This is a genomic window from Streptomyces sp. UH6, assembly GCF_013421635.1.
Classification (GTDB): domain Bacteria; phylum Actinomycetota; class Actinomycetes; order Streptomycetales; family Streptomycetaceae; genus Streptomyces; species Streptomyces abyssomicinicus.
Genome location: NZ_JACADT010001203.1, coordinates 1 through 1,510, shown reverse-complemented (window position 1 = coordinate 1,510; position 1,510 = coordinate 1). Strand labels below are relative to the sequence as shown.

Annotated in this window: 2 protein-coding genes; both read right to left on the bottom strand. The window is 71.8% G+C overall.

What is annotated here, in order from left to right; all coding sequences use genetic code 11:
* Positions 1-142 precede the first annotated feature (142 nt).
* Positions 143-802: a DUF4230 domain-containing protein gene (locus tag HW445_RS30610; protein ID WP_180224048.1), complete on the bottom strand. Its 660-nt coding sequence runs from the start codon at positions 800-802 to the stop codon at positions 143-145.
* A gap of 145 nt (positions 803-947) precedes the next feature.
* Positions 948-1,334 (bottom strand): anti-sigma factor antagonist, encoded by a 387-nt coding sequence (locus tag HW445_RS30605; protein WP_180224047.1) that lies wholly within the window; start codon positions 1,332-1,334, stop codon positions 948-950.
* Positions 1,335-1,510 lie beyond the last annotated feature (176 nt).

The following is a 1,510-nucleotide window of genomic DNA, read 5'->3' as shown; positions in this document are numbered from 1 at the left end:
GAGGGTCAGCCGGGCCAGCAGGACCGAGAAACCGACCAGCAGGGCGAACCCCGCGAGGACGGCCAGGGCCCGGAGCGGCCACGGCAGGGGCCGCCGGGCGGGGGGGCCGGACGCCGCGCCGTCGCCCGTGCGGATCGCGCGTTCAGTCGCCATAGGTGACCGTCACCTTCTCGAAGCCCAGCGAGTGCAGCAGGCCCTCCAGCATTCCCGTCGTGTTCTTCTCGGCCGTCCTGGTCAGTTCGCTCTCCTTCGCCGCGTCCCCGATGTGCTTCACCGCGAGCTTCTGCACCGCCTGCTCGCTGTTGGGATTGTCCGAGAAGAGGTCGCCGAGGCGGTCCAGCACCCCGCGCTGCTTGGAGACGGCGTACGAGCGCTCGGGGTCCAGCGCCGGCCGGCCCAGTTCGGCGTGCGGCAGGCGGAGCGTCGCCTCGGTGCGGTCCTCGTTCACCACGACGTCCTTCTCGCCGACCTTGCCCAGGTCGACGTAGGCGTCCACGGTGCCCGCGCCCACGTAGAGCGTGCGGGTGCCGCGGACCGCGTCGGGCAGGAACCTGGTGTCCTTCTCCAGGTCCACCACCACCTGGAAGTTGCCGGTGGCCGCGTCGTGGCGGCTGATGTCCTGCACCGACTTCAGCAGTGCGGGACCGGAACGGTCGTGGGTGTCGGTGCCGAACCAGTCGCCGGGACCGGAGATCCCGCTCAGCTTGATCCCGGCGGCGAGCGCCAGCAGCACGAGCAGCAGGGCTCCCACCCATGTCCCCACCCGCGACCCGCGCGCGGAACCTGAGGTCTTCGTCGTCATCCGGGCCTCCCCTTCCTGCTCACCCTTTCCCGCCATCCGGCGTGTCAGACAAGGGAATCGACCCCGAGGGCCGGTGGCCGCGGACGGCCGGGACGGACGGTGCGGACGGGGAGCGGGGGAGACCGGGGGAGACCGGGGAGGAGGTCTAGCCGGCGCCGGAGGCGGCCCTGGGGGACGGGGCGCGCAGCGCCTCCTCCATGCTGGGCGCGACCGGCAGCACCGCGGCCAGACCGGTGACCCGCAGGATCCTCAGCACCAGCCGGTCCGCGCACACCACCCGTAACTCGCCGCCGCGGGCCAGCACCCGCCGCCGTGCGCGGAACAGCAGCCGCAGACCCGAGCAGTCGAAGAACTCCACGGGTGTCAGATCGATGACCACGTCGGGCCGGGCGCGCCCCGTCACGGCGTCCAGGTGCGGACCGACCTCCTGCGCGGTGAGGATGTCGATCTCGCCGCGGAGCTCCAGAACCGTGTGGCCCTGGTGCTCGCGTACCCGCAGGTGCCGGGTCAGGGGCGCGGGTTCCTGCCGCACGACGAGATCGCCTCCATCCGGCCGCAGCCTGGCTCGGTCCGCCCAAGTCCCTTGCCTGGCACGGTAGTTACCCCTACAGGGTGAATTCCAGCATGTTCGATTGACATATGTCTGGTCTTTGGCTGTGAGGCTTGTGTGAGGACCGTCGCAGCCGCGGTCCCGCGCCGGCCCGCGCC